Raw genomic sequence first — 26,067 nt, forward strand, 5'->3', positions numbered from 1 at the left:
TACAGGGATTTTCAGGCATTTTTCAGCATCCAGTCAATCTCCGTGGTGGTGATCAACCGTTCAAACTGCATCAGTTCATGGTGCTTACACTGATGCCAGACAAAACCAAAACGCGTGCCCAATAATGCCTGTATCTGATGGCTTTGCTCAAAGGCATTCAGCGCATCGCTTTGGCGGATCGGCAGCGGGTTCCCTTCCGCTTCGTGTCCGTTACCTTTGACCGCAGGAGGTAAAGGTAATTGATTGTCCAGCCCATGTAATATGCCTGCCAGAATGGCCGCCATCACCAGATAAGGATTAGCGTCCGCCCCGGCGACACGATATTCCACGCGATGGTTTTGCTGATCGCCACAGGGGATGCGCAGGGCCACGGTGCGGTTGTTATGGCCCCACGATGCCTGAAGCGGAACGAACGCCTCCGGCAGAAAACGGCGATAAGCGTTCACATTTGGGGCCAGCAGCGCCATTGATGCAGGCATCAGGTCAATCATGCCCGCCAGCGCGCGCTTCAGCAGCGGCGAATCGCTGCCATCGTCATTGGCAAAAGCATTATGATCGGCCGCATCCAGCATGCTGATATGCACGTGCATGCCACTGCCCGCATAGGCCTCGTAAGGTTTTGCCATAAAGGTGGCATTCATCCCGTGCTGCTCGGCAACCTGGCGCACCAGGCGTTTTAGCTGTACAGCATGATCGCAGGCATTGAGCACATGGCGGGTGTGATGCAAGTTGATTTCAAACTGCCCCGGTGACGCTTCCGCCAGCGCACCGTCAGCCGGTATCCCTTGTAAATGCGCCAGGGAATCGATATCACCCAGTACCGCTGAGAAATGGTCAAGATTATCGACAGAATAGACCTGGCTCTGCATGCTGCGTTCGTCGCTGCCCGGCGCACACGGTGGCTGAATATCGCCTTCCGCATCACGCTGCTTGTCGACCAGATAGAACTCCAGCTCTACCGCTACCACCGGAAACAAACCTCGATTGCGCAGTCGCTGCCAGAGGTGATTGAGTACGTTTCGGGGTTCAACGTCAAAGGGAGTGCCATCTTGATTACACATAGTCAGCAGAACCTGTGCCAGATGGTGCGGGTCCGCCGCAGAGGGGGTTAAGGTGCCTTCAACCGGCATGCAAAGGTTATCGGGTTCGCCCAGCGCCTGGCCGAGTCCAGCCTCTTCAACGGTATTGCCCAGAATATCCATGGCGAAGACCGATGCCGGGAAGTAGCAACCCTTATCAAGTTTTGTCAGACTGGCGATGGGGATACGTTTACCGCGAAACACCCCATTTAAATCATTAAGAAGAATATCGGCATACTGCGTTTCAGGATGGCGTTCCAGATAAGCTTTCACTTCATTCTGGAACGCGCTGGTTCGTTTTTCTTCACTGTGCCGCGTGAAGTCTTCAACTTCGACAATATTGGTCATCGCATCACCTTTTCAGGTTGTTGAATACTGCTCAAAATAACAGCCACCCTCTTAACATAGCGCCAACACAAAAAGTGTGCAAATGTAACTATCCGCTTTATATTTGCGCTTATTGCGTTTGAATATTAAGCACCTGATTGCTAGATTGAAAATATATTGCACAGTTTTCGGCCATTTCTGGCTCGAATGGTTGATATATTGACCAGCATGAGGAGGGATTGATGGGCATTATTTTTGACAAGCCGTTGATTGGCGTGGTGATGTGCCAAACCGATATTGGCGGCCACCCGACGCAGATGGTGCATAACAAATACCTCGATGCCATCTTCTCTCAAGGCGGTATCCCGCTCGCCCTGCCCCACGGACTGATGGCCGCTCCTCAGCGGTTAGAGAATGCAATGGCCGTTCTGGATGGCATTCTGCTGACCGGCAGCCCCAGCAATATTGAACCCCACCACTACGGCGAGAGCGGCAAAGAAGTTCTCGCCGATCCCGGCCGCGATACGCTCTCCTTTGCCCTGATCCGCTATGCGCTGGACCACCAGATGCCGTTGCTGGCGATTTGTCGCGGCTTACAGGAGCTGGTGGTGGCCACCGGCGGTACGCTGCACCGTCGGTTACATCAGGTTGAGGGCCTTCAGGAGCATCGTGAGGACGAGGAACTGTCACTGGACCAGCAATATGCCCCGGCGCATGAAGTCTGGGTGGAACCGGGAGGCTTGCTGGCACCGCTGGTGAATCATTGTGAAAAATTTTGGGTCAACTCCCTGCACCAGCAGGGTATTCGTTCGCCGGGTGATGCCTTGCGCATTGAGGCGCGTGCCGGAGACGGGCTGATCGAGGCTGTCAGCCATCGCCAGCACCCGTTTGCCCTGGCGGTGCAGTGGCATCCTGAATGGCACAGCGACAGCTCGGCGCTTTCACGTCAGCTGTTTGAGGGCTTCCTCGCCGCCTGCGTGGCATCAAAAAAGGACGCACAGCAATGAGTGAAACCACGCTGGCGCCAGGACGGCGTTTATCCGAAATCCGGCAACAGATGGGATTGTCCCAGCGTCGCGTGGCGGAGCTTTCCGGGCTGACGCACAGCGCCATCAGTACGATTGAACAGGATAAAGTCAGCCCGGCCGTCAGCACGCTGCAAAAACTTCTCAAGGTATACGGCCTGTCGCTGTCCGAGTTTTTTGCCGAAAAAGTGCAGGATGAACCGCCAAAGGTGGTGATCGATGCCCATGAGCTGATCGATATCGGCAGTCAGGGCGTATCGCTGCGTCTGATCCACAACGGCAATCCTCAGCGTACGCTGGCAATGCTGCTGGAAACCTACGAACCCGGTGCCACCACCGGCGAAAAAATCCGCCATCAGGGAGAAGAGACCGGCACGCTGCTGGAAGGCGAAATCATCCTGACGATCAGCGGCCAGCACTACGCACTTCACGCCGGGCAGAGCTATGTGATCGATACCGGCAAACCGCACAGCTTTACCAATTCATCCACGCGGCCCTGCCGTATTATCAGTGCACATACTCCGGCCACATTCTGACGGCCAGAGGCGATGCTGTTTCCGGTCGCCTCTGAGCCAGTGATTAAGGGAGAAGGTATGGAACATATCAACAGCTATTATGCCGCCACCACAAACCCACACGATCCCTGGCCAGTGCTGGAAGGGGATATCCAGTGCGATGTCTGCATCATTGGCGGGGGCTTTACCGGGCTGTCGTCTGCTCTGTTCCTTACCGAGGCGGGCTACGATGTCGTACTGCTGGAGGCGGCCCGGGTGGGCTTCGGTGCCAGCGGGCGCAATGGCGGCCAGGTGGTTAACTCTTACAGCCGTGATGTTGATGTTATTGAACAACGTTACGGCAAAGAGACGGCACGTCTGCTCGGCAGCATGATGTTTGAAGGAGCAACGATCATTCGCGATCGCATCGATCGCTATGCGATTCGCTGTGATTATCGTCCGGGCAGTATTTTCGCCGCGTTGAATAACCGCCAGATGCAGCATCTGACATCGCAACACCAGCTATGGCAGCGCTATGGCAATCACGACGTCGAACTGCTGGACCAGAGTGGCATCCGACGAGAAGTGGGCACTGAACGCTATGTCGGCGGGCTGCTGGATAAACGTGGCGGCCATATTCACCCGCTGAATCTGGCGTTGGGTGAGGCCGAGGCCATCCGCCGCCACGGCGGGCGTATTTATGAAAACTCTGCCGTGACCGCCGTACAATATGGCACCACGCATCGGGTGCGTACCGGGCGCGGTGAGGTCAGCGCACGTTTTGTCATCTTTGCCGGTAATGCCTATCTCGCGCCGCATCTTGAACCGCGGCTGGCGAAAAAAAGCCTGCCCTGTGGTTCGCAAATTATTGCCACCGAACCCCTGTCCGCGGATCAGGCCCTGTCGCTGCTGCCCAACCATCGCTGCGTGGAGGACTGTAACTATCTGCTGGATTACTTCCGCCTGACAGCGGATAACCGCCTGTTGTACGGGGGCGGCGTGATCTACGGGGCGCGCGATCCAGGTGATATCGATGCTCTTATCCGCCCGAAACTACTGAAGACCTTCCCGCAGCTGGCTGGCGTGAAGTTTGACTATGCGTGGAGCGGTAATTTCCTGCTGACCCTGTCACGGATGCCACAGTTTGGGCGCCTGGAGAACGGCGTTTACTACATGCAGGGTGACAGCGGACACGGGGTGACCTGCACCCATCTGGCTGGAAAGCTAATTGCTGAGGCAATGCGCGGAGATGCCGATCGCTTCGATGCGTTTGCCCGACTACCGCACCTGCCCTTCCCTGGCGGTCGTCGCCTTCGCGTGCCGTTAACCGCCATTGGTGCGGCGTGGTATGCATTACGAGACCGACTGGGCGTGTAACCGGGCCGGGCATCAGCACGGGGCGACCGGAAAAAGGGTCCCCCACTGCGACAACCCCTTGTTGATTATGACAATGGCATCCTGGCAGGATCGGGATAACGGTACTCGAACCCCAGCTCGCGACAGATTTTACTGCCATCGATCAGCTTGCCACTGTTTTTATCATGGTCCGCCAGGAAGGTTGGCGGCGTCAGCCCTAACTGCCGCGCAACCTGCGGGTAAAACTGATTACGCGCCGGGTGCTGCGGGGCACTGAGATTATAGATATGCCCGCCTTTCGGCGTCTGCAACAGCAGGCTAATCGCCGCAATCACATCGTCCAGGTGCACAAGGTTGACCCCCTGGTTACCATTGGCGATATCGGTTTTTCCGGCGAGAAAACGTCCGGGATGGCGATGTGGACCAACCAGTCCGGCAAGACGTAAGATATCCACTGAGGTGTTCGGCAGATTATGCAGCCAGTTCTCCAGCGTCTGTAGCGTCTGTCCGGCCACGCTGACCGGGTCCAGCTCGCTGCTCTCTTTAGTGATACCGCTATGATCGCCGTAAACCGAGGTTGAACTGGTAAAGATAATCCGTGGCACGTTAAACGCCAGCGCACTGTCTACCAGTTGCTGTACAGACAGCAGATAATTTTCGCCCCCGGCCGCCGTCCGGCTGGCCGGTAGTGTCACCACCAGCGCATCCACGCTGAGTAGCGCCTCAAGATCGTCTGCATCGCAGTTCAGTTCCGGTGTCAATTCAAGAAGATAACAGTCAATGCCGCTTCCTCGCGCAGCATTAACGCCATCAGGCGTGGTTTTGGTGCCGGTGACCTGCCAGCCCGCGCCCGCCAGCGACATGGCCAGTGGCATACCTAACCATCCCAGGCCGACAATTGCGACTCGTTTCATCCCTCAACTCCTGTTGTTAATGCCGATCGTGCAGACCGCTATCTTATCAGGCTACGCCAGCGCTCAGTCAGTGACAACCGACAGTTGATAAGAGAATTTTTCAACATTTACAAAAAAGTGTTGCGCCACGCGTCCATTCTCGTTAGGTTATTTGTCACGTAATGAATATCCATTCATCCAAGAGAATTTTATGACACGCGTTCAGTTCAATCACCATCATCACCATCACCCTGACTAGTCTTTCAGGCGATGTGTGCTGGAAGACGATCAGGATCTTCCAGTGGTGCAGAACGCAAACTCAGCCCCCGGAAGATCGCCTTCCGGGGGCTTTTTTTATGCCCTGAGATCAGAAGAACGCGGATACACCATACAGACAGGAAAAGGATAAGAACCCATGTTAGATAACACCCGTTTACGCATAGCTATGCAGAAATCTGGCCGTTTAAGCGATGAATCACGCGAATTGCTCGCGCGCTGCGGTATTAAAATCAACCTCCAGCAGCAGCGCCTGATCGCCTTCGCCGAAAACATGCCGATTGATATTCTGCGGGTGCGCGATGACGATATTCCGGGCCTGGTGATGGATGGCGTGGTCGATCTGGGGATTATCGGTGAGAACGTGCTGGAGGAAGAGCTGCTGACCCGCCGTGCTCAGGGCGAAGATCCCCGTTACTTCACGCTGCGCCGCCTCGACTTCGGTGGCTGTCGCCTGTCACTGGCGATGTCCGTTGATGACGAATATACCGGTCCACAGTGTTTACAAAACACCCGCATTGCCACCTCTTATCCGCACTTGCTGAAAAAGTACCTGGACAAGCAGGGCGTCAACTTCAAATCCTGCCTGCTGAACGGTTCCGTCGAAGTCGCCCCGCGCGCCGGCCTGGCCGATGCGATCTGCGACCTGGTCTCGACCGGCGCCACGCTGGAAGCCAACGGCCTGCGTGAAGTGGAAGTGATCTACCGCTCTAAAGCCTGCCTGATCCAGCGCGATGGCGAGATGCCTGCCGCCAAACAGGAGCTGATCGACAAACTGATGACCCGTATCCAGGGTGTGATCCAGGCGCGTGAATCCAAATACATTATGCTGCACGCACCGAGCGAACGCCTGGACGATATCATCGCCCTGCTACCGGGTGCTGAGCGCCCAACCCTGCTGCCGCTGGCCGGTGATAAGAGCCGCGTAGCGATGCACATGGTCAGCACTGAAACCCTGTTCTGGGAAACGATGGAAAAACTGAAAGCCCTGGGTGCCAGTTCCATTCTGGTACTGCCCATTGAGAAGATGATGGAGTAATTCGATGGCGACCCTGATGACCCCCATTGCCTGGCAGGATTGCAGTGCCAAACAGCAGCAGGCCCTGCTGCTTCGCCCGGCGCTTGGCGCCTCTGACAGCATCAGTGCCACCGTGCGCGGCATTCTCGACAAGGTTTCGAGTGAAGGTGACGATGCGTTGCGTTATTACAGCGCCACCTTCGATAAAACTCAGGTTGATGCACTGCGCGTCAGCGAACAGCAGATCACCGATGCCTGTGCGCGATTGGGTGATGAGATCAAGCAGGCGATGGCTGTTGCGGTCGCCAATATTGATACCTTCCATCAGGCGCAGCAGCTGCCGCCGGTGGATATCGAAACACAACCCGGCGTGCGCTGCCAGCAGGTCACGCGCCCGATAGCGTCAGTCGGCCTCTATATTCCGGGTGGCACGGCTCCGCTGTTCTCCACGGTACTGATGCTGGCTACCCCGGCGCGTATCGCAGGCTGTGGCCGAGTGGTGCTCTGCTCTCCACCCCCGATTGCCGATGAAATCCTTTATGCTGCACGGCTGTGTGGCGTGCAGGAAGTGTTCCAGGTTGGCGGGGCGCAGGCGATTGCCGCCCTCGCCTTCGGGACAGAATCCGTGCCTAAGGTGGATAAAATTTTTGGTCCAGGCAATGCGTATGTCACCGAGGCCAAACGTCAGGTGAGCCAGCGCATGGACGGCGCGGCGATTGATATGCCTGCTGGCCCGTCTGAAGTGCTGGTGATTGCCGATGAAGGGGCCACGCCGGACTTCGTGGCCTCTGATCTGCTGTCACAGGCGGAACACGGCCCGGATTCGCAGGTGATCCTGCTGACGCCTTCGCAAACCATGGCCGTGGCGGTCGCCGAAGCCGTTGAACGCCAGCTCGCTGAACTGCCTCGTGCGGCCACGGCCGCAAAAGCCCTGGAAAGCAGTCGCCTGATTGTGATGCGCGATCTGCAACAGTGCGTTGAAGTCAGCAACCGTTACGGGCCTGAGCACCTGATCATTCAGACACGCCAGGCACGCGACCTGGTCGACAGCATCACCAGTGCCGGCTCCGTGTTTCTCGGTGACTGGTCACCGGAATCCGCCGGTGACTATGCCTCGGGAACCAACCACGTCCTGCCAACCTACGGTTATACCGCTACCTGCTCCAGCCTGGGGCTGGCGGATTTCCAGAAGCGTATGACCGTGCAGGAACTGACAAAGCAGGGCTTTATGGGGCTGGCGGCCACCATTGAAACTCTCGCCGCTGCCGAGCAACTGACTGCCCACAAAAATGCCGTGACCCTGCGCGTAGCCGCACTGAAGGAGAAGCCATGAGCAGCAAGATTGAAGATCTGGCCCGTGCTAATGTGCGCGCCCTGACGCCCTACCAGTCGGCACGCCGTCTGGGAGGCAACGGTGATGTCTGGCTGAACGCCAATGAATACCCGCTGGCGGTGCCGTTTGAGCTCAGCCAGCAGACCCTGAATCGCTACCCGGAATGTCAGCCTAAGTTAGTAATTGAGCGTTACGCGGCCTATGCGGGACTGACGCCGGAGCAGGTGCTGGTAAGCCGCGGTGCCGATGAAGGCATCGAACTGTTAATGCGCGCCTTCTGTGAACCGGGCAAAGATGCCGTGTTGTTCTGCCCACCGACCTACGGTATGTACAGCGTCAGCGCTGAAACCATCGGTATTGAATACCGTACGGTAGAAGCACGCGAAGACTGGCAACTGAACTTGCCCGCCATTGCTGGCCAGTTAGACAATGTAAAGCTGGTGTATGTGTGCAGCCCGAACAACCCGACCGGAAATCTGATCAACCCGGACGATATTCGCCAGCTGCTGGAGATGACGCGTGGCAAAGCGCTGGTCGTCGCCGACGAAGCCTATATTGAGTTCTGCCCTTCAGCCTCACTCGCTGGCTGGCTGAAGGATTACCCGCACCTGGTGGTGCTGCGTACGCTGTCTAAAGCGTTTGCGCTGGCAGGGCTGCGCTGTGGTTTCACTCTCGCCAACGCCGATGTCATTGCGCTGCTGATGAAAGTGATCGCCCCTTACCCGCTCTCTACGCCTGTGGCGGATATTGCGGGTCAGGCACTGAGCGAGCAGGGCATTGCACTGATGCGCCAGCATGTGAGCGAGCTGGTCGCCACCCGGGAAAAGCTGATTGCCGATCTGCGTACGTTAGACTGCGTTGAGCAGGTGTTTGAGAGCGATACCAACTATATTCTGGCGCGCTTCTCCGCCTCAAGTCAGGTATTTAAGACCTTGTGGGATCAGGGCATTATTTTGCGCGATCAGAACAAACAGCCTGGTCTGGCGGGCTGTCTGCGCATCTCTATTGGCACCCGCGAAGAGTGTGAACGCGCAGTGGCCGCACTAACATTATTACCCGGTTCATCCGTATCTCAGGAGCAAGCATGAGTCAGAAAGTCCTTTTTATCGATCGCGATGGCACCCTCATTTCTGAGCCGCCAGAAGATTTTCAGGTAGACCGCATGGATAAACTGGCCTTCGAGCCTGACGTCATCCCTGCCCTGCTGTCGTTACAGAAAGCGGGCTATCAGCTGGTGATGATCACCAATCAGGATGGCCTGGGGACCAGCAGCTTCCCGCAGGACGATTTCGACGGTCCGCATAATCTGATGATGCAAATCCTCCGTTCGCAGGGCGTGAACTTTAGCGACATTCTGATTTGCCCACATAAGCCGGAAGATCACTGCGACTGCCGTAAGCCAAAAACAAAAATGGTTGAAGCCTGGCTGGCGGAAGGCGCACTGGATATCGCCAACAGCTATGTGATTGGTGACCGCGCAACTGACGTGCAGCTGGCGCAGAACATGGGCATCACCGGTCTGCTGTACAGCAAAGACCTGAACTGGAACGCGATTGAACAGCAGCTGACGAAGCGTGACCGTTATGCGCTGGTGCAACGCAACACCAAAGAGACGCAGATTAAAGTCGAAGTGTGGCTGGATCGCGAAGGCGACAGCAAAATTAATACCGGCGTGGGTTTCTTTGACCATATGCTCGATCAAATCTCTACCCACGGCGGCTTCCGCATGAACATCGACGTGAAAGGCGATCTCTATATTGACGATCACCACACCGTGGAAGATACCGGGCTGGCGCTGGGTGAAGCCCTGCTGAAAGCGCTGGGTGACAAACGTGGCATCGGTCGTTTCGGTTTCGTGCTGCCAATGGACGAATGCCTGGCACGCTGCGCACTGGATATCTCCGGTCGTCCGCACCTCGAATATAAAGCGGAGTTCAGCTATCAGCGCGTTGGCGATCTGAGCACCGAGATGGTGGAACACTTCTTCAGCTCACTCTCTTACACCATGGCCAGCACCCTGCACCTGCGCACCAAAGGCAAAAATGACCATCACCGCGTTGAAAGCTTGTTTAAAGCCTTCGGCCGCACGCTGCGTCAGGCGATCCGCGTGGAGGGAAATACCCTGCCAAGTTCGAAAGGAGTGCTGTGATGGATGTGGTGATCCTCGATACCGGCTGCGCCAACCTGTCCTCCGTTAAGTGGGCGGTACAGCGTCTTGGCTATGATCCGGTAGTCAGTAAAGAAGCGGATATCGTGCTGAACGCCGACAAACTGTTTCTGCCCGGCGTGGGCACCGCCCAGGCCGCGATGGATCAGCTGCGTGAACGCGAACTGATCGCGCTGATTAAAGCCTGTACCCAACCGGTACTGGGTATCTGCCTCGGTATGCAACTGCTGGGCAGCGGTAGCGACGAGAGCCGCGGCGTACCCACGCTGAATATCATCGACCAGCCTGTGCAGCGCATGAAAGATCACGGCCTGCCGCTGCCACATATGGGATGGAATCAGATCACCTCGCAAGCGGGTAACCACCTGTTTCGCGGTATTGAAGACGGTGCCTATTTCTACTTCGTGCACGGCTACGCCATGCCGGTCAATGAATACACCATTGCCCAGTGCAATTATGGCGAAGCCTTTACCGCCGCCGTGCAGAAAGATAATTTCTTTGGCGTGCAGTTCCACCCGGAGCGTTCCGGTGCCGCTGGCGCGCAGCTGCTGAAAAACTTCCTGGAGATGTAACCGGCATGATTATCCCGGCATTAGATTTAATTGATGGCAAGGTGGTGCGTCTGCATCAGGGCGATTACGGCCAGCAACGCGACTACGGCAGCGACCCGCTGCCGCGCTTACAGGATTATGAAGCACAGGGTGCGCAGGTGCTGCATCTGGTCGATCTGACCGGGGCAAAAGATCCGGCCGCACGTCAGATCCCCCTGCTGACCAAACTGCTGGCAGGCGTCACCGTTCCGGTCCAGGTGGGCGGTGGTATCCGCACTAAAGAGGATGTGGACGCACTGTTAAAGGCGGGTGCCACACGCGTAGTGGTGGGGTCTACGGCGGTGAAACAGCCGGAAGAAGTGCAGCAGTGGTTTAAACAATACGGCGCGGAAGCGATTGTGCTGGCGCTGGACGTACGCATTGATGCCAGTAACCGTAAAGAAGTGGCGATCAGCGGCTGGCAGGAAGCCAGCGGCATCACGCTGGAAGAAGTGATTGAGCAGTTTTTGCCTTTCGGCCTGAAACACGTGCTGTGCACGGATATTTCACGCGATGGCACACTCAGTGGCTCTAACGTTGAACTGTATCGCGAAGTGTCTGCCCGCTACCCGAGCATTGCTTTCCAGTCCTCCGGCGGCATCGGCTCTCTGGACGATATTGCCGCCCTGCGCGGCTGTGGCGCTCGGGGCGTGATCGTGGGTCGCGCTCTGCTGGAAGATAAATTCACCGCATCGGAGGCTATTTCATGCTGGCAAAACGGATAATCCCTTGCCTGGACGTACGTGACGGCCAGGTCGTGAAAGGCGTGCAGTTCCGCAACCACGAAATCATCGGCGATATCGTGCCGCTGGCGCAGCGCTATGCGCAGGAAGGGGCCGACGAACTGGTGTTTTATGATATCACCGCATCCAGTGATGGCCGTGTGGTGGATAAAAGCTGGATCTCACGCGTGGCAGAAGTGATTGATATTCCTTTCTGCGTGGCTGGGGGCATTAAGTCGGTTGAAGATGCCGCCCTGCTGCTCTCGTTCGGCGCGGATAAGATTTCGATTAATTCTCCGGCGCTTGCCGATCCTTCCCTTATCACGCGCCTGGCCGATCGCTTTGGCGTGCAGTGCATTGTGGTGGGCATCGATACCTGGTTTGACAGCGAAAGCGGCAAGTACCATGTGAATCAGTACACCGGAGATGAAAGCCGGACCAAAGTCACCACGTGGGAAACCCTCGACTGGGTGGAAGAAGTGCAGAAGCGTGGTGCGGGTGAGATTGTCCTGAACATGATGAACCAGGATGGCGTGCGCAATGGTTACGACCTGGTACAACTGCAAAAAGTACGCGCACGCTGTAAAGTACCGCTGATTGCTTCCGGCGGCGCGGGCACCATGGAGCATTTCCATGAAGCCTTCCGCGATGCTGACGTTGATGGCGCACTGGCGGCATCGGTGTTCCATAAACAGATTATTAATATCGGTGAGCTGAAAAGTTATCTGATTGAAAAAGGTGTGGAGATTCGCGCGTGTTAACAGAACAACAACTGTCCCAGCTTGACTGGGTGAAAACCGACGGCATGATGCCCGCTATCGTCCAGCACGCGGTGTCTGGTGAAGTGCTGATGCATGGGTATATGAATCAGGAAGCACTGGCGAAGACGCTGGAGATTGGCAAAGTGACCTTCTGGTCACGCACCAAACAGCGCCTGTGGACGAAAGGCGAATCCTCGGAGCACTTTCTGAATGTGGTCAGCATCACGTCAGACTGCGATAACGATACGCTGCTGGTGCTGGTCCACCCGGTCGGCCCAACCTGCCATCGTGGCACCACAAGCTGTTTCTCGCCCGCAGCGACAGACTGGACTTTCCTCTATCAACTGGAGCAGGTCCTGGCCGAGCGTAAACACGCTGACCCGAAAAGTTCCTATACCGCCAGCCTGTACGCCAGCGGCACTAAGCGCATTGCACAGAAAGTGGGTGAGGAAGGCGTAGAAGTGGCACTGGCTGCCACCGTCAACGACCGTCATGAGCTGACCAATGAAGCCTCTGATTTAGTCTATCATCTCCTGGTCCTGCTGCAGGACCAGGAGATGAACCTGTCAACGGTGATTGAGAACCTGCGTCAGCGTCATAAGTAAGCCCTTCTCATTATCAGGCCGGGTTATGCCCGGCCTGCACCCTATTCTGCTCTCATCCTCAAACGATAATCAGCGACCACATTACGCCCGATAACAATCGCTGAACCTGCAATCGCGCCCAAAATGGCGGCCAGCAACAGCACTAACGATTTTCTAGGATTGACAGGTGCCGCAGGTAAGTCGGGTTGAGTGATGTACGTGAAGGGTTGTAACTTTTCAGCGTCAGGCTTCAACTGTGAGAGTGCCAGGAGCTGAGTTTGTGTATCGAAATATTGTTTATCAAGCACGGGAGGCTTGTTGGCTTCATTAGCAATCATCGCACTTAGCGCATGGGTACCCAGCAGATATAACGTATCATCCGAAAGGTTATCTGCCTGATTAAGCTGCGAGTTGGAAATATCGGATGCCTCTGCAATTTTCAACGCATAGCGAAAAACTTCAACGCGATGTTCATGACGCTGTAATGCGATATTTTTCTGCGCCTCAAGAGAGGCGATCAGTTCGCGTTGTTTCGCAATCAGGTTCGTATTGATTTCAGAAACATAATCATTTACCAAAGAGGCATTCACCTTCTCAATATAGTTTGAGAGTTGCGCCTGCGCGTGGCTGGCAGAATCAGCCGTAGCTGAGATGCTCAGGGGATAGTTGAGCGTTTTGTCTTTAACTTTTATATCGAACGAACTTGAAGCGGCCAGTGAAGCACTAAAGCGACTAAAGAGGCTTTGCTGAAGAATGCCCGAAGAGAACTGCCCGGGTTTGCTTTGATTACTGTTAGCATTATTCTCATTGTCATTTAATGCATAAAGTTGATTCAAAATACCACTGTAATAGGCCATCTGGCCGATATCGGGTTGCGTCAGGATGGCTGTTGATGTCCATTTAGATTTAACTGAAGCAAGGTATATCCCCGCGCCAATAAGGCTAACAACTATCAGTGCAATGATGATCCATTTACCTTTCCATAACTGGAAAAAAATGTCCAACAGGTCCAGTTCATCATGCTTTACAGATTCAAATTGCTCAAAATTTGTTGTGTTTTTTTTGCTCATCATGACTCAACTTAAAAAATTGGTATCGTTTTTATGGTTATGCGAATAAAAGATAGTCGAGCAGTTGGCAGAGCGCCAGAAGGATAGTCTTAAAATCGGGGAGAAGAAGGAAAATAACCTCCCGAAAAACGGGAGGTTAGGCATTGACTTAGTTCAGCCATTCGGTGTGGAACACACCTTCTTTATCAGTACGCTTGTAAGTATGCGCACCAAAGTAGTCACGCTGCGCCTGAATCAGGTTCGCAGGCAGTACCGCTGAACGGTAGCTGTCGTAGTAGGCAATGGCCGCAGAGAAGGTTGGTGTTGGGATACCGTTCTGGACAGCCCAGGCAACAACGTCACGCAGCGCCTGCTGGTATTCGTCAGCAATATTTTTGAAGTACGGAGCCAGCAGCAGGTTAGCGATGTCAGCATCAACAGCATAAGCATCGGTGATTTTCTGCAAGAACTGGGCACGGATAATGCAGCCCGCACGGAAAATCTTAGCGATTTCACCGTAGTGCAGATCCCAGTTGTTTTCAGTAGAGGCCGCTTTCAGCTGAGAGAAGCCCTGTGCGTAAGAGACGATCTTACCCAAGTACAGCGCGCGACGTACTTTCTCAACGAATTCCGCTTTATCACCGCTCACGGTCTGAACTTTAGGACCGCTCAGTACTTTAGACGCTGCAACACGCTGCGTTTTCAGTGATGAGAGGTAGCGGGCAAATACGGATTCGGTGATCAGTGACAGTGGCTCACCGAGGTCCAGTGAGCTCTGGCTGGTCCACTTACCAGTACCTTTATTCGCTGCTTCATCCAGAATCACATCAACCAGGTAGTTACCCTCTTCATCTTTCTTAGTGAAGATATCTTTGGTGATGTCAATCAGGTAGCTGCTCAGCTCGCCTTCGTTCCACTCGCTGAAGGTTTTAGCCAGATCGTCGTTGCTCAGGTTCAGCGCGCCTTTCAGCAGTGAATAGGCTTCAGCTATTAACTGCATGTCACCGTATTCAATGCCGTTGTGAACCATCTTCACATAGTGACCCGCACCGTCCGGCCCCATATAGGCCACACAGGCTTCGCCCTCGGCAACAGCAGCAATTTCAGTCAGGATCGGCGCAACCAGCTCGTAAGCTTCTTTCTGGCCGCCAGGCATGATGGAAGGGCCTTTCAACGCGCCCTCTTCGCCACCGGAAACACCGGTACCGATAAAGTTAAAGCCCTGCTCGGACAGTTCACGGTTACGGCGAATGGTGTCTTTATAGAAGGTGTTACCGCCATCGATCAGGATATCGCCTTTATCGAGGTGCGGCGTCAGGGAGGCGATGGTTTTGTCGGTCGCTTCACCGGCCTGCACCATCAAAAGAATACGACGAGGTTTTTCCAGAGAGTCAACAAACTCTTCGATGCTGTAGTGTGGAACCAGTTTCTTGCCTGGATTCTCTGCCACGACTTCATCGGTTTTTTCACGCGAGCGGTTGAAGATAGAAACTGTGTAGCCACGGCTCTCGATGTTGAGTGCCAGATTACGGCCCATTACAGCCATACCTACAACGCCGATCTGTTGCTTGGACATACCTACTCCTGTCTGGGTGGAAAACCCGCAGTTCTGTGACTGCGGTCAATGTTCCAGACATGTTAACTCAGGATTAGGGAGGGATGGTAGTGATTGGTGCGATAGTTCTTAACAACGCAAATAAGCAGTCTAAAATTGTGGATAACATCCCCAATAACTTCATAGTTAAAGGCGCCTCAAACCTCTCATGAGTAATAAAATGATTCCGCCCAAAAAGGAACATAAGGAAGCATCAACTTACTATAATATATATTAACAAAGAACATCATTGCTGTTATCAGTGAAATAACAATCAACCCTATGTATTTTTTACGTGAGACATAAATAATGTAGGGAATTACAAATATCTCGGCCACACCCAAAATCTCTGAAAGACGCACTGCGAACACCGGTATATCGAAAAACATCACCCAACATATTGCCGAGAAAATATAAAACCTCAGCATTACGTTGAAAAATTTATCTGCATAACATTCTTTGGGACAAAAAAAGCATACGAGATAGATAATAATTAATCTGATTAACTGCATAACACTAAAAGCATTTACAGCATCGACTTCCCCCAGCCTTGTTTTTTCGTAATAAATGCTAAACTTCTCCTGAACATATCCTATTGGAATATATGAAAAAACACGTGCAAAACCAAAATTAACGACATACAGGGCATATAAAAAAACAATGAGACAGGTATAAAAAAACATTTCCTTCTTATGAACTCTCTCCTTAGAAACAAGAGGCACCATAAGAAAAATGAGAGCTGAGTAGTGGAACAAGAGCGAAAGGAAGATTATTATAAAAAAGTTTTTTTTGTTACCACCAAACCAGTTAGTGATGGCGATTAAAGCTAAAGAAACCGATACCCCAACTCTTATCTGAGTCATTTCATGCAAGAAATAGTAATTACTGAAATATATAAGAACAGATACCAGCGGGAAAACACTAAACTTTCTAATAGAATAGAACTTTAAACTCAACCCTAGCAATGCATAAATAATAAAAATCAACTGAGGGCCATCGGTCAACCACGATGAAATATAACTAAAAAAATAAAAGGTTGGTTCTATAAGTAAATCGACACCATCGATAATATGTTTATAAATATTCAAATAACTCTGATGATCCCTATCAATAACACCCCGGGCAGCACAGAAAAAAAGCAATAAAGTGGCTACAAAAAAGAACATCCATTTCTTAACATTGCTTGAAACTGATACATCAAGAGATAACCAAGAAAAAAAACATATTGTCAGATACCCGGTTAAATATATTGCCATGTTTTTCCTAAAAAATTTTTACAACATCTGTTAACACAACCGCATTTGACCGCATAAATAGCAGTTCAATACAGCAGGCCTTTGGAGGTTTACTGAATGCGAGTCAAACTTTCCTTACAACAATTAATAATTAACCTACAGTTATATCATAACTAACAATCATAATATCAGAACCGAAAATTAAAACTACAACAGTTTTATTGAATCGACATCAAACACCTGAATGATAAACCGATAAAAACACTACATTCCAAATCATAAAAGATGTGAAGCTTCATAAATCAACCTAAACATGTTACAATATAATTATAATTAATGAGGGTGTAGTGTATGTTGATAAATAAAAATAAAAACAGTACAATTGCGCTAAGTTATTCATCGCGACAATCACATATCACTCACAGCCTCTTTATTTACTTGTTAACCACATGTCAATTATGATACATCGAAACCGCAGTCTAAATATTCATTCTATATCATTAGTAATCATCAGCTCTCCATCCCAAAAAGGATGCCGCGCAATGAAAATAGTTAATAAAAAAACACACTGTAGTTCTTTAATCTTTTGTGACTATATTTTACTGGCCACTGAGTAATTATTATGATTAAAAGAAAATTTTTTGGTAACTTCTTATCATTAGGTATCATGCAAGGTCTTAACTACTTACTGCCAATACTAATGATTCCTTTTCTTGTCTCTAAGATTGGCCTGTCTAATGTTGGGGTCATCGCAACTATTTCAGCTGTATTTGCGTATGTACAATTAGTTATTGACTATGGTTTCTCGTTAACAGCAACCAGAAATATTTGTCACAACGGCTATGAGCATAATGATGCTTCTGAGATAACAAGTTCAGTTTTAATTATAAAGTTATTATTTTCATTACTATTCTCCCTTCCTATTTTGATAATTTATTATTTCAATGATTACGTTCAAAACAATTCACTTATTATACTTTTCACTTTTTTAATTATAATATCACAGTCGCTTTTTCCTTCATGGCATTTTCAAGCTGCGGAGAAAATGCATTTCATCACATTGTCTAATGCATTTCCAAAACTTTTAGCATTCACTCTTATTTTTCTGATTGTTAAGTCTCCTGAAGATACATGGAAAGTTCAGGCCCTGGCTTTCTTGGGAACATTTTTATCTCTATGCATTAGCATGTTTTTTTTAATAACAAAATTCAATTTTAAATTCAAAATATCTTTGCCAAATATAAAAAGAGAATTAAAGGATGGATTTGAAATATTCTGTGCAAGATTGGCTTCAGGTCTTTATAAAAATTTCAACGTTATTATTTTGGGTGTATTTACTACTACAGTCTATGTAGGTGCATACTCTATCGCTGAGAGAATAGTTCGCAGTGTACAAACAATACAGAACGTTGCAGGCGATGTTTTGTATCCGATTTTTTCGAAAAGAAAGCACACCTCAACTGACTTCTTCAAATACAATTTTTATAAATATTTACCTGCGATTGTTATATCATATAGCTTAGGGGCATCCGCCATTTTCTTTATGTCACCTTCTATATCAAAGTTGATGGCAAAAGAATCATGGGAAATTGTTAACGAATGTTTGAAAATAATGAGTTTGGTTTTTCTTTTTGGTGGATTAAACTACATTATCGCAATACTTGGATTAGCCTCATCAGGTTATTCAAAGGATTTCGCAAAATGTGTTGTAATGACAGGGGTTATAAATGTATTCATTGCGACACTAATGAGTATATGGCTAGGTTTTATCGGAGCTTCAGCTTCACTGGTGTTGAGTGAACTTATATTGCTAATACTGGTTTCATCCAGAGCAAAAAAAACAGGGGTTTTATAATGGATGAGTTGTATATTGCCACAGTCACTTATGCTAATAGAGGAGAATTAGTCGTAAAAACTATTGAAAGCGCGATTATGTCAGGCGCAAAAAAATTCATTATTGTAGATAATGGAAGTTCTTCTCAAAGTCTTACATTGATAAAGGAGATGCACTCTCGGCATGCTGAAATAGAATTATTTATGATTAACAATGAAGCTAACATGGGATCAGCATTTGCTTTTAACCAGGCAATGGACCTCTCATGCGATATAGCGGCAAGTGATTCGTGGGTGCTATTCTTAGACGATGATAATGTTTCTGTAAATGATTCAATTAAACGGTCATATAATATCGCCACATCAAATGAAAATAATTCTGTTTACTTTCTTTATAGGAAAGACAGACAACACTATGTTGATTACATCAGAACAAGAAAACCGGAAACGTTATTAGGAAAGAAAAATTCCTTCATGCAATTCACTATTTTAGGATATCTATCAAAGACTCTTAAAATATTCTCAAAAAATAAAGATCCACACTTTCATTTGAACCTTTCAGATATAGAGAGAGTAGAGACACCATGTGGACCTTATGGCGGCATGCTTATAAATGTAAGTGTTTTAAAAAAAGGAATCAGACCGAAGGTTGAAATGTTTTTATATTTTGACGATACAGAGTTTACAATGAGACTAGGTCGCTCAGGTTGCAGACTATGGATATTACCAACTTGTGAACTAATAGATATTGACCAGTCATGGACAGAAGTCAAACCAGCAAGGTTTTCACTACCTCTTTTTGAAGCTCCAGAATATAAAGTTAAAAATACATTCAGAAATAGAGTTTTTTTTGAGAGAAAATATAACAACAACTCTGACACTGTATATTTAATGAACATCTCCGGATTTATCTTTATATTGTTTATTAAAGCCATCTTATCCGGAAATATTAAAAAAATACCCATGATCGTAGAATCCATCATTGAGGGTTGGAAATTTAAATAGATACATTGCGAGGACCTATTATGAATCCTCGCGTAACATAAACACCCTCTATGTCACTGAAAATATTGATATTTAAAACATATTTTCTTGCATTGCGATTCAATTAAGAACAGCCTTAATAGGATAATTACCAACAGGGAAAATAAAGGGTTATATTATTAATTTCGTTAAAATTTAAATTTATCAAAGGTTTTAAACTAAACATTTATAACATATTATAGCGCAGCAATGTGGTCATTAAAATCACTGTGTGTTTAATTAATATTAAAGGGGTTGTAATATCAATAAATAATTAAATTATCATCCAGAACCCGATTAAAAATGTTGCTCGACGCATTAAATAATAATTAAAACATATGCATGTCTATTTTTAACAGATCCTTTGATTACTGAAAATGTTTCTTAATCTTGATCATAAAAATCAACACAGAACATAATGAACTGTAGAAAATATTTCTCTTTGCATTAATTAGTAAATATAATATTATTTTCTTTAATAAAGGTAACTTTTTCTCAGTATTATGGAATTTTATTTTAAAAAATTTACCGCTAAACTTTGGCCCCCATAAAAAGGCTTCACAAGGAATATTACTTTTCCAAAACAAGTAGCACAAACTTAACTGGTCCCTTGATGAAAATTTAGTTATCATCTCCAACCATTCTTCCATGATGGTTTTTATTTTTTCGCAGCCATGCTTTCTAAAAATTATATTATTTTCATAAAGGCCATACTTTTCAGGAAAACCTTCGTTCTTGTAGAACTGCATTTGTTTCTTTATCCGGTCAGGCTCTCCCTTTCCTAGCCTTAGACATGCTAAAGACTCTTCATAGATACATTCTCTTTCAGCATGCGGAGGTATCGATATCATTTTATTCTTTAATGCAAAATCAAAAGCGTTTGACAGGTTTTTACCTGCTATTTTTATATTCCCATCAATATAAAGACTTTCATCATAATCTGATAAAAATCTATGTGGCATAAACTTATAAATTCTATTCAATCTTGCATTATCTGTTACACCATTGAAATTATCTACGTATTTCACAATCCAATGACTGGACTTTAAGGATTTATTATTTGTGAAACAAATATAATCTATGCTCGAATCCACGTAATCAGGTTCGAGAAGATCATCGTAATCACCAAATATTGCGGTATAAACAACTCTTTTATTCATCGTAATTTTGAATACATCATTTTTTTAATTGGATGAGGCATTAGCGAGAAAAAACCTCTCGCTACGATTAGAGAATATATTTTTAATGACCTGTTTTTTAACAAGAGTGAATATTTAATCCTGAGTTTTACTTCGCTTAATGCTTTATTCAACCCTGAACGACGATGTAATGTATCAGAATTTATTCTGTAATTTATGAGGACTTTGTCTACATTTGAAAATTTGTAACCACGCACCAAAAGCAAAAACCACAATGCAAGATCCTCACTAAAGCAGGTATCTAGTGGGTAACGATTTCCATCTTGAAAAACACGTTTTCTGAACATAACCGTTGGATGTATGAATGGACATTTATAAAGACTATATTTTACCAATTCATCATGCGTGAGTGGCACTTTTTTAACATTTAATGCAAAACTGGCACCGAATTCATGGCAATATCCTCCGAGAACATCAACATCCGGATTTTGTTTTAAATATTCAACCTGTACCATCAAGCGTTCAGGAAGCGAAATATCATCACTATCCATGCGTGCAATATACTCAAATTTACCTTCTGCGATAACTATATCGACAAGATGATTTAATGAAACTGCAAGCCCTCTGTTTGTAGGTGATGATATGATGAACACTCTTTCATCGACAGCATAATAGTCAAGCAACTTACTCAATTCATTATCAATGACACCATCTATCATAATATATAAGCTTATCGATTCTAGCGTCTGATTGAGTATACTCTCTATTGCACTTTTGAGTTGAGATGATATATCATTTTTATAGACGCTCATCACGACAGCGACTGCTTCATTACTCATCATTAACCTTAAAAAAACGAAATTCAAAGGAATGCTTAGACATTTTTATAGGTTATTAATCACAAAACTGTAACCAGTTAATGTAATAATCACTATGATCACTTCGAAAAACAACAAGTACTTTTTATGTGAAAAGAAAAAACAACAATATTCTCTATACTATTATTTTGTTTTGTACTTTCCAGTGTGGTTTTTTAATCCATCCAAAATTCCCTGACTAATGAAAAATAACCTTTTTTTTCCTTCAGGGAGAAAGACTGGATAGAATATAAACTTAAAGGAAATTTTTGCTAAGCTACTCAATTTCCAATAAACAGGAACATAATCCCGCCGCATTAGGATGAAAGCATTTCGCACTGCATAGTAATGTCTGAAAGGAGATGGCATTCCAACACTGAGTATATTCAATATTTTGAATTTACCATCACCGAGGCGATGTCCCAGCAATGCTTCAGCATTACGAACCACAATAAATCCGGAACGTTGCAGGCGCCAGCAGTATTCATGATCAACTGCATCAATGAATAGCTCATTGGCCATACCACCTACTTTCTCGTAAGCTATTTTGGGAATTAAACTACCTGAACTTAATATACAACTCACTTTCATGAAATGGTTATGAAGTAAAGGGGTTCCTTTCATAACCTTTGCAACATTCACTTCATTTGTATATCGATCATAATCTTGAGCGCCAACCAAACCAACATTCAAGCCTGTATTTTTTAATTCAATATAGCAACTCAACAATCTCTCGACCATATCAGTATTCGCAAGACTATCCTGGTCCATCTGAAGAATAAAATCAGCATGATGACTATTAAATGCCAAATCCATTCCAATAGATTGTGCTGCGGCAATACCAATATTTTCACCAAAATTTTCGATAAAAATACAATCCGAATTCTCAAACAGATCTGTAGTAAGCGGCTCTAATGAGTTATTACAAATAATAACACCATCAGTCTGAGATAATAAATTATTCACGCTTTCAACAAGAAGTTCAACATCTGGATTATAAGTTACTAAAATAGTGATAATCTTATTCATTACTAAAATCCCGGTTACAACAATGTTCTACTTGTCATTAAATGAACATCAACTTAACTAATTCACTGTAACAGCATGACAATCATAAAGTCTAAGTTTACTTTCAATACTGGATGGTGTTTTATTTTTACATTAATATATCTTTGAACGCTGAAGCTTGTTGATCTTTCTCAGAAATGCAAGAGGCGTTAACTGGCCATCCAATATTTAAATCGGGATCATCCCATTTAATTGAACGTTCAGATTCTTTGTTATAAAGGTTGTTGGTTTTATATAGAATTTCCACACCTTCTGTAAGTGCAATAAAGCCATGGGCAAAACCTTCTGGTATCCAAAGCTGTTTTTTATTCTCTGCGGATAACTTAACACCCACCCATTGCCCATAAGTTGGAGAATCAGAACGTATATCTACCGCAACATCGAAAATATCACCAACAACACAACGTACCAACTTCCCCTGCGCATGAGGCGCAACCTGGTAATGCAAACCGCGAAGAACCCCTTTTGAAGACTTCGAATGGTTATCCTGCACAAACTCCACCTTACGGCCTACTGCTTCTTCAAATACTTTCTGGCTGAAGCTCTCAAAAAAGAAACCTCGTTCATCCCCGAACACTTTAGGCTCAAAAATCAGCACATCCGGTATTTCTGTTCTAATCACGTTCATAGCATTAATACCCTTTCACCATCTTGAGCAGATACTGCCCATATTCATTCTTCGCTAATGGCGCAGCCAGTTTCTTCACCTGCTCTGCATCGATAAACCCTTTGCGATAGGCAATTTCTTCCGGGCAGGAGACTTTCAGGCCCTGACGTTGCTCAATGGTCTGAATAAAGTTGCTCGCCTCAATCAGACTGTGGTGCGTACCGGTATCCAGCCACGCATAGCCACGCCCCATCATCGCCACCGACAGGTTGCCCTGATCCATATACAGGCGGTTGATGTCGGTAATTTCCAACTCGCCGCGATGTGACGGTTTCAGGCTTTTCGCCATTTCCACTACGCTATTGTCGTAGAAATAGAGCCCGGTAACCGCATAGTTACTCTTGGGCTCCAGCGGTTTCTCTTCCAGAGAGACCGCAATGCCGTCTTTATCAAACTCCACCACGCCATAACGCTCAGGATCATTAACATGGTAAGCAAATACCGTCGCGCCGGAGGTCTGGCTTACTGCCGCTTGCAGCTCTTTCGGCAGGTCGTGGCCGTAGAAGATATTGTCGCCTAACACCAGTGCACAGCTATCTTCACCAATGAACTCTTCACCCAGAATAAAGGCCTGTGCCAGGCCATCGGGGCTCTCCTGTACAATGTATTGCAGGTTAAGCCCCCACTGGCTGCCATCGCCCAGCAGCTGTTCAAAACGTGGCGTATCTTGCGGGGTACTGATAATCAGAATATCGCGAATGCCTGCCAGCATCAGCGTGCTGAGAGGGTAGTAGATCATGGGTTTATCGTAGATGGGCAGCAGTTGCTTGCTGACGGCCATAGTGACCGGATACAGGCGGGTTCCAGACCCCCCTGCCAAAATAATTCCTTTACGCATGAGATATCTCTAATTTATATCGGGTTAATGAGGTCAGAGCGCATTAAACGCGGCTAACTCAGCCATCATCCGCTGAACCCCGCGTTGCCAGTCGGGCAAGGTCAGACCAAACGTGTTTTGAAATTTACGTGTATCCAGCCGGGAGTTAAGCGGACGCTGCGCGGGCGTTGGATAGTGGCTGGTGTTCAACGGATGTAACGTCTTCAAGACTAACTCAACACCTGCGTCTTTTGCTTCGGCAAACACGACGTTAGCGTAATCATACCAGGTCGTAGTGCCCGCTGCGGCAAGGTGATATAACCCCGCCACCGACGGATCGCGCATCGCAGCAGTAATAGCATGAGCCGTACAATCCGCGATCAGATCAGCCCCGGTTGGTGCGCCATGCTGATCGTTAATCACTGACAGTTCATCACGCTGCTTCGCCAGACGAAGCATCGTTTTGGCAAAATTATTACCTTTGGTGGCATACACCCAACTGGTGCGGAAAATCAGATGCCGGGAACAATACTGCTGAATGGCCAACTCACCGGCCAGTTTGCTGGCACCATACACATTAAGCGGCCCAGTGGAATCGTCTTCTTCCCAGGCCTGCGCACCTTGTCCCGGAAACACGTAGTCAGTCGAATAGTGAACCAGCCAGGCACTCAGCGATTCGGCCTCTTTAGCAATAGCTTCTACGGTCAATGCATTGACCCGATGCGCCTGCTCAGGCTCACTCTCGGCTTTATCGACGGCAGTATATGCCGCAGCATTCACAATCACATCAGGGCGGATGCTGCGGATCGTAGCGATAATTCCCTTGGTATCAGCAAAGTCACCGCAATATTCTGTTGATGATGTGGCCAGCGCGGTAACGTTCCCCAGTGGAGCCAGCGCACGCTGCAATTCCCAGCCGACCTGGCCATTTTTACCGAACAGCAGAATATTCATGGCTGACGTTCACTGTAGTTCTGTTCAATCCATGACTGATAGGCGCCGCTTTTGACGTTACTCACCCACTCGGTATTGTCCAGATACCACTGCACCGTCTTGCGGATCCCGCTATCAAATGTTTCCTGTGGTTGCCAGTTCAGTTCTTGACTGATTTTAGAGGCATCAATCGCATAGCGACGGTCGTGCCCCGGGCGGTCGGCAACATAGGTAATCTGCTCACGGTAGCGAGTGGCTTTCGGCACCATCTCATCCAACAGATCACAGATGGTTTCCACCACCTCTAAATTCTGCTTTTCGTTATGGCCGCCGATATTGTAGGTTTCACCTATCTTACCCTTTGTTACCACCGTATAGAGTGCGCGCGCATGGTCTTCCACATATAACCAGTCGCGGATCTGATCGCCACGTCCGTAAACCGGCAAAGGCTTACCGTCGAGTGCATTCAGGATCACTAAAGGAATCAGTTTTTCCGGGAAGTGATAAGGGCCGTAATTGTTTGAGCAGTTGGTAATTATCGTTGGCAAACCGTAGGTACGAAGCCAGGCACGGACTAAATGGTCACTGGATGCTTTTGATGCCGAATACGGGCTGCTGGGTGCATAGGCAGTGGTTTCGGTAAATAATGGCAGCGCAGCTGAGTTATCATTCATCTCGTCCGGATGTGGTAAATCACCGTAGACTTCGTCGGTAGAAATATGGTGGAAACGGAAAGCCGTTTTGCGCGTAGAATCCAGCCCGCTCCAGTAACTGCGCGCTGCCTCCAGCATGATATAAGTGCCGACAATGTTGGTTTCAATAAAATCAGCCGGGCCGCTGATGGAGCGGTCTACGTGGCTTTCAGCCGCCAGATGCATTACCGCATCAGGTTGATGTTCATTGAAAATCGCACTAATGGCATCTTTGTCACAGATGTCGGCCTGTACAAAAGCATAACGCGCATCATTGCTGACACCAACTACGGACTCAGGATTGCCCGCATACGTGAGTTTATCAACGTTCACGACACTGTCTGTAGTCTGCGTAATAATATGGCGAACTACTGCTGAACCAATAAATCCGGCGCCGCCGGTCACTAGAATTTTCACGCCGTCGTTCTCTCTTTGGCTAATATCGATAATGCTAAGAATGCTCGCTGACGGTCATTTGTCCGTCAAACAGCGTGGCGAAGTCACAGTCAATTTTTGCCGTACTTTTATGGCGTAT

At 48.2% G+C, this 26,067-nt stretch carries 26 protein-coding genes and 1 other annotated feature; of the genes, 14 read left to right on the forward strand and 12 right to left on the reverse strand.

What is annotated here, in order from left to right:
* Nucleotides 1-11 precede the first annotated feature (11 nt).
* Nucleotides 12-1,427, reverse strand: a complete 1,416-nt coding sequence (locus LJN55_RS15055) for a glutamine synthetase family protein (RefSeq protein WP_167863655.1) — start codon at nucleotides 1,425-1,427, stop codon at nucleotides 12-14.
* 221 nt (nucleotides 1,428-1,648) lie between these two features.
* On the opposite strand from LJN55_RS15055, the gene puuD reads away from it, so the two are divergent.
* From puuD to LJN55_RS15070, 3 genes are read left to right on the forward strand one after another with little or no spacing between them, the layout of a single operon-like run.
* Nucleotides 1,649-2,413, forward strand: coding sequence for a gamma-glutamyl-gamma-aminobutyrate hydrolase (gene puuD, locus LJN55_RS15060; protein ID WP_227534777.1), 765 nt, complete (start codon nucleotides 1,649-1,651; stop codon nucleotides 2,411-2,413).
* A complete protein-coding gene (puuR, locus tag LJN55_RS15065) occupies nucleotides 2,410-2,967 on the forward strand; it encodes an HTH-type transcriptional regulator PuuR (protein ID WP_133841560.1) in 558 nt (185 codons plus the stop codon). The genes puuD and puuR overlap by 4 nt, the downstream gene beginning before the upstream one ends.
* 57 nt (nucleotides 2,968-3,024) lie before the next feature.
* Nucleotides 3,025-4,302 (forward strand): NAD(P)/FAD-dependent oxidoreductase, encoded by a 1,278-nt coding sequence (locus tag LJN55_RS15070; protein ID WP_227534778.1) that lies wholly within the window; start codon nucleotides 3,025-3,027, stop codon nucleotides 4,300-4,302.
* A gap of 65 nt (nucleotides 4,303-4,367) precedes the next feature.
* On the opposite strand, the gene LJN55_RS15075 is transcribed toward LJN55_RS15070, so the two are convergent.
* Nucleotides 4,368-5,195 (reverse strand): SDR family oxidoreductase, encoded by an 828-nt coding sequence (locus tag LJN55_RS15075; protein ID WP_133841558.1) that lies wholly within the window; start codon nucleotides 5,193-5,195, stop codon nucleotides 4,368-4,370.
* A gap of 190 nt (nucleotides 5,196-5,385) precedes the next feature.
* On the opposite strand from LJN55_RS15075, the gene hisL reads away from it, so the two are divergent.
* From hisL to hisIE, 9 genes are all read left to right on the forward strand, one after another.
* Nucleotides 5,386-5,433: a his operon leader peptide gene (gene hisL / locus LJN55_RS15080; protein ID WP_100396937.1), complete on the forward strand. Its 48-nt coding sequence runs from the start codon at nucleotides 5,386-5,388 to the stop codon at nucleotides 5,431-5,433.
* Nucleotides 5,409-5,531, forward strand: a sequence feature (His leader region). Its footprint overlaps the gene before it by 25 nt.
* Nucleotides 5,532-5,589: 58 nt before the next feature.
* On the forward strand, nucleotides 5,590-6,489 hold the full coding sequence (gene hisG / locus LJN55_RS15085) for an ATP phosphoribosyltransferase (RefSeq protein WP_133841557.1): 900 nt from the start codon (nucleotides 5,590-5,592) through the stop codon (nucleotides 6,487-6,489).
* A 4-nt stretch (nucleotides 6,490-6,493) separates the two neighbouring features.
* Nucleotides 6,494-7,801, forward strand: coding sequence for a histidinol dehydrogenase (hisD, locus tag LJN55_RS15090; RefSeq protein ID WP_171149139.1), 1,308 nt, complete (start codon nucleotides 6,494-6,496; stop codon nucleotides 7,799-7,801).
* Nucleotides 7,798-8,889 (forward strand): histidinol-phosphate transaminase, encoded by a 1,092-nt coding sequence (hisC, locus tag LJN55_RS15095; protein ID WP_133841555.1) that lies wholly within the window; start codon nucleotides 7,798-7,800, stop codon nucleotides 8,887-8,889. The genes hisD and hisC overlap by 4 nt, the downstream gene beginning before the upstream one ends.
* Nucleotides 8,886-9,950: a bifunctional histidinol-phosphatase/imidazoleglycerol-phosphate dehydratase HisB gene (hisB, locus tag LJN55_RS15100; RefSeq protein ID WP_133841554.1), complete on the forward strand. Its 1,065-nt coding sequence runs from the start codon at nucleotides 8,886-8,888 to the stop codon at nucleotides 9,948-9,950. Before hisC ends, hisB begins: the two co-directional genes overlap by 4 nt.
* On the forward strand, nucleotides 9,950-10,540 hold the full coding sequence (gene hisH, locus LJN55_RS15105) for an imidazole glycerol phosphate synthase subunit HisH (RefSeq protein ID WP_227536403.1): 591 nt from the start codon (nucleotides 9,950-9,952) through the stop codon (nucleotides 10,538-10,540). Before hisB ends, hisH begins: the two co-directional genes overlap by 1 nt.
* Before the next feature lie 5 nt (nucleotides 10,541-10,545).
* Nucleotides 10,546-11,283 (forward strand): 1-(5-phosphoribosyl)-5-[(5-phosphoribosylamino)methylideneamino]imidazole-4-carboxamide isomerase, encoded by a 738-nt coding sequence (gene hisA / locus LJN55_RS15110; RefSeq protein ID WP_159336341.1) that lies wholly within the window; start codon nucleotides 10,546-10,548, stop codon nucleotides 11,281-11,283.
* Entirely contained in the window at nucleotides 11,265-12,041 is a 777-nt protein-coding gene (gene hisF / locus LJN55_RS15115; RefSeq protein WP_133841551.1) for an imidazole glycerol phosphate synthase subunit HisF, read from the forward strand. Before hisA ends, hisF begins: the two co-directional genes overlap by 19 nt.
* Entirely contained in the window at nucleotides 12,035-12,646 is a 612-nt protein-coding gene (gene hisIE, locus LJN55_RS15120) for a bifunctional phosphoribosyl-AMP cyclohydrolase/phosphoribosyl-ATP diphosphatase HisIE (RefSeq protein ID WP_227534779.1), read from the forward strand. Before hisF ends, hisIE begins: the two co-directional genes overlap by 7 nt.
* Nucleotides 12,647-12,687: 41 nt before the next feature.
* Here hisIE and LJN55_RS15125 read toward each other — a convergent pair whose 3' ends face one another.
* From LJN55_RS15125 to LJN55_RS15135, 3 genes are all read right to left on the reverse strand, one after another.
* A complete protein-coding gene (locus LJN55_RS15125) occupies nucleotides 12,688-13,698 on the reverse strand; it encodes a Wzz/FepE/Etk N-terminal domain-containing protein (protein WP_227534780.1) in 1,011 nt (336 codons plus the stop codon).
* Nucleotides 13,699-13,843: 145 nt separating this feature from the next.
* Nucleotides 13,844-15,250, reverse strand: coding sequence for an NADP-dependent phosphogluconate dehydrogenase (gene gndA, locus LJN55_RS15130; RefSeq protein ID WP_200643522.1), 1,407 nt, complete (start codon nucleotides 15,248-15,250; stop codon nucleotides 13,844-13,846).
* Between the two features lie 185 nt (nucleotides 15,251-15,435).
* Nucleotides 15,436-16,524, reverse strand: coding sequence for an EpsG family protein (locus tag LJN55_RS15135; RefSeq protein WP_227534781.1), 1,089 nt, complete (start codon nucleotides 16,522-16,524; stop codon nucleotides 15,436-15,438).
* A gap of 601 nt (nucleotides 16,525-17,125) precedes the next feature.
* Here LJN55_RS15135 and LJN55_RS15140 point away from each other — a divergent pair.
* Nucleotides 17,126-18,358 carry an oligosaccharide flippase family protein gene (locus LJN55_RS15140; protein ID WP_227534782.1) on the forward strand — a complete coding sequence of 411 codons (1,233 nt, stop codon included), beginning with the start codon at nucleotides 17,126-17,128 and terminating at the stop codon, nucleotides 18,356-18,358.
* Nucleotides 18,358-19,341, forward strand: coding sequence for a glycosyltransferase family 2 protein (locus LJN55_RS15145; protein ID WP_133841545.1), 984 nt, complete (start codon nucleotides 18,358-18,360; stop codon nucleotides 19,339-19,341). Before LJN55_RS15140 ends, LJN55_RS15145 begins: the two co-directional genes overlap by 1 nt.
* A gap of 386 nt (nucleotides 19,342-19,727) precedes the next feature.
* On the opposite strand, the gene LJN55_RS15150 is transcribed toward LJN55_RS15145, so the two are convergent.
* The 7 genes from LJN55_RS15150 to rfbB form a co-directional block, all read right to left on the reverse strand.
* A complete protein-coding gene (locus LJN55_RS15150) occupies nucleotides 19,728-20,519 on the reverse strand; it encodes a glycosyltransferase domain-containing protein (protein ID WP_227534783.1) in 792 nt (263 codons plus the stop codon).
* The gene (locus LJN55_RS15155) at nucleotides 20,516-21,340 is read right to left on the reverse strand and encodes a glycosyltransferase (protein ID WP_212815516.1); all 825 of its coding nucleotides are present in this window, start codon (nucleotides 21,338-21,340) and stop codon (nucleotides 20,516-20,518) included. The genes LJN55_RS15150 and LJN55_RS15155 overlap by 4 nt, the downstream gene beginning before the upstream one ends.
* Before the next feature lie 159 nt (nucleotides 21,341-21,499).
* Nucleotides 21,500-22,384: a glycosyltransferase family 2 protein gene (locus LJN55_RS15160; protein WP_227534784.1), complete on the reverse strand. Its 885-nt coding sequence runs from the start codon at nucleotides 22,382-22,384 to the stop codon at nucleotides 21,500-21,502.
* 127 nt (nucleotides 22,385-22,511) lie between these two features.
* Nucleotides 22,512-23,051, reverse strand: coding sequence for a dTDP-4-dehydrorhamnose 3,5-epimerase (gene rfbC / locus LJN55_RS15165; RefSeq protein WP_227534785.1), 540 nt, complete (start codon nucleotides 23,049-23,051; stop codon nucleotides 22,512-22,514).
* 4 nt (nucleotides 23,052-23,055) lie between these two features.
* Entirely contained in the window at nucleotides 23,056-23,928 is an 873-nt protein-coding gene (gene rfbA / locus LJN55_RS15170; RefSeq protein WP_133841540.1) for a glucose-1-phosphate thymidylyltransferase RfbA, read from the reverse strand.
* Nucleotides 23,929-23,961: 33 nt separating this feature from the next.
* Nucleotides 23,962-24,861, reverse strand: coding sequence for a dTDP-4-dehydrorhamnose reductase (gene rfbD, locus LJN55_RS15175; RefSeq protein WP_167863638.1), 900 nt, complete (start codon nucleotides 24,859-24,861; stop codon nucleotides 23,962-23,964).
* A complete protein-coding gene (rfbB, locus tag LJN55_RS15180) occupies nucleotides 24,858-25,949 on the reverse strand; it encodes a dTDP-glucose 4,6-dehydratase (protein ID WP_159336334.1) in 1,092 nt (363 codons plus the stop codon). The genes rfbD and rfbB overlap by 4 nt, the downstream gene beginning before the upstream one ends.
* Nucleotides 25,950-26,067: the final 118 nt, after the last annotated feature.

The sequence above is a fragment of the Erwinia rhapontici genome (assembly GCF_020683125.1).
In the GTDB taxonomy this organism is placed as follows: Bacteria; Pseudomonadota; Gammaproteobacteria; order Enterobacterales; family Enterobacteriaceae; genus Erwinia; species Erwinia rhapontici.